We start from the raw sequence: 4,985 nt of genomic DNA, 5'->3' as shown, positions 1-4,985 counted from the left end.
CTCACGCCGCGCCCTCCCGCCGGAGCAGCGGCCTGGGGCGGGCCGGACTCAGGCGCACCGCATACTCGCCGGGGTCGAAGCGCCGCAGCGCCCGCCGGAAGCTCGCCGCCCGCCGGGGCCACAGGGTGCTGTTGCGGCCCGCCGCGTCGAGGTAGTAGCTCGTGCACCCGCCCTGCACCCACACGGACTCCCGCAGCTCGGCCTGCAGGGCGTCACTGTAGGCGGCCTGCGCCTCCGGGCGGGCCTCCAGCGCCGCGAGGCTCTGGCGGTCGAGGTGCCCCAGGGCCTGCAGGACGTACTCGACTTGCGCCTCGATGATGTACACGATGGAGTTGTGCCCCAGCGCGGTGTTCGGCCCCACCAGCAGGAAGAGGTTGGGAAAGCCCGCCACCGCAGTCCCCCGCAGCGCCTCCAGATGACTGCTCCAGGCGTCCGCCAGCGACACGCCCCCACGCCCGTGAATCAGGCGGGCCATCGGCGGCCGGGTCGCGTTGAAGCCGGTACCCGCGATCAGCACGTCGAAGGGCCGGGCCACGCCGCCCGCCGTGACGACCTCCGCGCCCCGGACCTCGCGGATGGGGTCGGTGACCAGCTCGACGTTGGGCCGCTGAAGGGCAGGGTAATAGTCGTCGCTGACCAGGATGCGCTTGCAGCCCAGGCGGTAGTCGGGCGTCAGTTTGGCCCGCAGCGCCGGGTCCGGGACCTGCGCCTCCAGATGCCTGAGGGCCAGCCCCTCGGCCAGCCGCCCGGCCCGCTCGCTGGAGAAGATCAGGAAGCGGGCCTCGGCCACCCCGAAAATCCAGCCGCGCGAGGCCCGCTGGAGGGCGGGCAGGCGCCGGAACAGCTCGCGCCGCCGCTCGCTGGTCGCCGTGTCCATCCGGGGCATCACCCAGGGGGGCGTGCGCTGAAAGACGGTGAGCTGCCGAGCCACCTTCTGCACCTCGGGGACGAACTGGATCGCGGAGGCCCCGGTGCCGATCACCGCCACCCGCTTGCCGCGCAGGTCGACCGAATGGTCCCAGCGGGCCGAGTGGAAGCGCGGCCCGGTAAAGCTCTCCAGACCGGGGAGGTCGGGCCAGTTGAGGTCGATCAGCGGGCCGTGCCCGGAGATCAGCACCCGCGCGGTGTACGCGCCGCCGCTGGTGCTCAGGCGCCACAGCCCTTCCCCGTCGTCCCACTCGGCCCGCTCGACCTCGTGCCCGAAGCGGATGTGGGGGCGCATCCCGAAGCGGTCGGCCACCCCGCGCAGGTAGGCGAGGATCTCGGGCTGCCGGGCGTAGCGGTGGCTCCAGTCGGGGTTGGGCGCGAAGGAAAAGGAGTAGAGGTCGCTCTTCACGTCGCAGGCGCAGCCGGGATAGGTGTTGTCGCGCCAGGTGCCGCCGACCTCCCCCGCCCGCTCGAACAGCAGGAAATCCCCGGTGCCGCGTTCCTTGAGGCGAATCCCCATCCCCAGCCCCGCGAAGCCGGTGCCGATGATGGCGATTTGCGTGTGTGTGACGGCTGTGGGGGTGGTGACTGGGGTCATGCCTGTTCCTCCAGAAACTCCAGCACAAGGCGGGTAAAGTCGGCCGCCCGCTCGACTTGCGGCACGTGCCCGGTGTCGGGAGAGAGGTGGACGCGGGCGTGGGGATGCAGGCGGCGGGCCTCCTCCAGATGAGCGGCGGGCAGGATGCGGTCGCGCTCGCCCCAGACGATCAGGGTGGGGAGGTTCCGGCCCGCAAGGCCCCCGGCCAGGGTACGGCGCCACTCCGGGTGCAGGCCCCGCCACGCCCCCAGGTGCCGCGCCACCCGCAGGAAAGCCCGCGCCGCGCCGGGCTGCCGCCCCAGGTGTTCGGCCCAGCGCACCCGCTCGGGGGTGACGTGCCGGGGGTCGTGAAAGAGGCTGGCCACCGTCCGCCGCGCCGAGAGCGGGGACGGGCGCAGCAGCACCTCGCCCAGCCGGGGCACGGTCGCCAGCCGCAGGGCCAGGGTCACGCTCTGGCCGAAGCCCGCGCTGCCCACCAGCACCAGCGCCCGCGTCCGCCCGGGGTACAGCAGCGCGAACTGCGCGGCAACCGCCCCGCCCAGCGAGTTGCCGACCAGGGTGACGGGCCGGGTCTCCCCCACCGCGTCCAGCCCCACCGCCTCCAGATAGTGCCGCACGAAGCGGGCCAGCCCCGCCAGCGTGTAGGGCACGTCGGGCTTGTCGCTCAGGCCGAAGCCGATCAGGTCGGGGGCGTGGGCCGCGTGACGGGCGGCGAGCGGCCCCAGCGTCTGCGACCAGTCCTCCAGGCTGCGGCCGATGCCGTGCAGCAGGACCACAGGCGGCCCGGTTCCCGCCTGAACATGGCGGACGCGGACGCCGGAAACCTCCAGAAAGGTGGGCGTGGGCCGCGCCGGGGTCGGGGTCGGCCCGGCGAGCGGGGAGGCAAGGTGCACGGTGGGGGCAGTATAGGGCGGGAGGTCTGGCCCGGCTGACCCCGCGACGGCTGGGCAACGGTTGGGGCCCCCCGGCCCACGGCCGCCGCTCATCCCGCCACTCATCCCGCCAGAGGTGGACCCGCCCCGTCCCCGTCCGGCAGAGTGAAGAAGAAGGTGGTGCCCTGGCCCACCTCGCTCTCGACCCAGATCTGGCCGCCGTGGCGCTCGACGATCTTCTTGCACACGGCGAGGCCGATGCCGGTGCCCTCGTACTCCTCGCGGCCGTGCAGGCGCTGGAAGATCTCGAAGATGCGCCCGAAATACTGCCGCTCGATCCCGATGCCGTTGTCGCGCACCCCGAAGCGCCAGCGGTCCCCCTCACGCTCGGCCCAGACGTGCACCTCCGGAGTGACGCCCTCGCGGCGGTACTTCAGGCCGTTCGAGATCAGGTTCTGCATCAGCTGGTCGAGCTGCTGCGGGTCGGCCAGCACCGGGGGCAGCGGGCCACGGCTCAGGCGGGCGTCCGCGAGGTCGGCCCCCCGGTCCAGGCGCCGGTGCACCGCCTCGAAGACGGCGCCGCTGTCCACCACCTCGGCCTCGCGCTGGGCGGTGTGGACCCGCGAGAAGGTCAGCAGGTCATCCACCAGCCGCTTCATGTGCTCGCCGCTCTCGGCGATGTGGGCGAGGTACATCCGGCCCCGGTCGTCGAGCACGTCGCCGTAGCGCCGCTCGATCAGCCCGGCAAAACTGGTCATCGCGCGGATGGGCGCTTGCAGGTCGTGCGAGGCGACGTAGGCGAACTGCTCGAGTTCCGCGTTGCTGCGGGCAAGTTCGGCGTTGGTCTGCTCGAGTTCGGCGGTGCGTTCGGCCAGCAGGGCCACGCTCTCGGCCCGCTCCAGCGCGAGGCCCAGGCTGCTCACGACCGTCTCGAGAATCACGCGGTCGGTGCGGCTCCAGGCCCGCCCCTCAAAGGTCACGGCGACCAGCACCCCCACCACCTCGCCCCGGCGCAGCACCGGCAGCGAGGCGGCGGCGTGGACGTGCTGCACCAGTTCCTCGGGGGTGTCGCTGCCCCGCGCGTAGGCGTCCTGGTAGTGGGGACGCCGGGTCTCCCAGGGCACGTCCACGCTGGGGGTCGCGCCCACCCGTGGCCCGGCGTCGATAAAGGCCTGAAGCCCGGGGTTGCCCACGTCCCCGACCTGCACGCGGCTGCGCCAGTGGTCGCCCTCGCGCTCGTAGTACAGGGCGTAGCCGGGGGGCAGCAGCGAGAGGATGACCTCCTGCGCCCGCCGCACGAAGACCCGGGCGTCGCCCTGCGCCGCGAGGTCGCCCGTGAGGTTCGCGAAGGCTTCCAGGGCGCGGGTGCGGGCCGCGAGTTCCCCGTTCTGGCGCTCGAGCAGCGCGGTGGCCCCGGCGCGTCCCAGCGCCAGCTGAAAGCTGCGGCTCACCGCCCGCATCACGGAGCGCTCGTGCTCGGTCCACCACCGGGAGGCGCGGGTGCCCAGCGCGAGCAGCGAGCGAACCTCGCCCCCGATCACGACGGGCACAAAGGCCCCGGCCCCGTAGCCCCGGGTGCTGGGCAGCGCGTTGGCCTCGCCGTCCCAGCCGTCCATGAACACCGGCTCTCCCGACGCGAGGGCCTGCGCCAGAGGCGGCATGTCTGCCGGAAGACCCGCCCGGATCTGCGCGACGATCTCGGGACCCATGTCGTCCGACCACACCTGCGCCCGCCACAGCCTCCCCTCAGGCTCGTAGTAGCCCACGCTGACATGCCCCAGGGTGGCCCGCAGCACCCGGATGGCCTGCCGGGCCAGCGCCGCCACGTCCGTCTGGCTGCCCACCGCCTCGCTGAAGGCCACGAAGGCGTCGAGCGCCGCCGCACGGGTCGCCAGCTCGTGGGCGGTGGCCCCGATGCGGCCCTCCAGTTCCATGTTCAGGACGCGCAGGCGGGCCTCGGCCTGTTCGCGCCGCGCCAGCTCAGCCTGCGCGAGTTCCAGGAGGCGGGCATTCTCGACCGTCACGGCGGCGAGCTGCCCGAGCTGCACCAGGATGTGCTCGTCCCGCGCGGTAAAGTCCCCGCCCTCGCGGTCGCTCAGCTGAATCAGGCCGATGGTGCGCCCCCCCTCGCCCACCAGCGGCACCGCCAGCCAGCCGCGCAGGGGCGGGTGCCCGGCGGCGTGCTGCGAGAAACCCCGCCACACCGGATGCGCCTCCAGCTCGGCCTGGGTCAGCCGCAGGGGCCCGTTCATGCGGCACACCAGCGCCGGGAGGCCGCGCCCGCCGGGAGCCCCGGCGGAGTCGCGCCACGCGGCGTACCTGTCGCTGAGAGACACGGCGGTGATCGCCTGCGCCCAGTCCCCGCCCACGGTCAGGCTCACGGCCGACTGGTGCGCCCCCACCAGCGTGCGGGCCTCCTCGGTGATGACCTCCAGCGCCGCCTGAAGGCCCGCCGCCTGCCCCAGCCGCAGAGCCGCCCGCGCCAGCCCGCCCACCGGATCGGCTCCCCCTGCACGCTCCAGCTCCGCACGCTCCAGCTCTGCGTGCTTCAGCCGCCCCCCGGTCCACCCCCCCAGCCGCCCGAGGTG

Annotated in this window: 3 protein-coding genes; all 3 read right to left on the bottom strand. The window is 73.8% G+C overall.

What is annotated here, in order from left to right:
- Position 1 precedes the first annotated feature (1 nt).
- Positions 2-1,525: a flavin-containing monooxygenase gene (locus QOL99_RS15030; RefSeq protein ID WP_285525015.1), complete on the bottom strand. Its 1,524-nt coding sequence runs from the start codon at positions 1,523-1,525 to the stop codon at positions 2-4.
- Positions 1,522-2,418 carry an alpha/beta fold hydrolase gene (locus tag QOL99_RS15025; RefSeq protein WP_285525013.1) on the bottom strand — a complete coding sequence of 299 codons (897 nt, stop codon included), beginning with the start codon at positions 2,416-2,418 and terminating at the stop codon, positions 1,522-1,524. The genes QOL99_RS15030 and QOL99_RS15025 overlap by 4 nt, the downstream gene beginning before the upstream one ends.
- A 101-nt stretch (positions 2,419-2,519) precedes the next feature.
- On the bottom strand, positions 2,520-4,985 hold a 2,466-nt coding region (locus tag QOL99_RS15020), incomplete at its 5' end, for an ATP-binding protein (RefSeq protein WP_285525011.1).

The sequence above is a fragment of the Deinococcus rhizophilus genome (genome assembly GCF_030271215.1).
Taxonomy (GTDB): domain Bacteria; phylum Deinococcota; class Deinococci; order Deinococcales; family Deinococcaceae; genus Deinococcus; species Deinococcus rhizophilus.
This window is presented reverse-complemented; position numbering and strand designations above follow the sequence as displayed.

Coding starts and splice junctions, on each gene's coding strand:
- QOL99_RS15030 (WP_285525015.1), bottom strand. CDS start 1,525: ATGACCCCAGTCACCACCCCCACAGCCGTCACACACACGCAAATCGCC.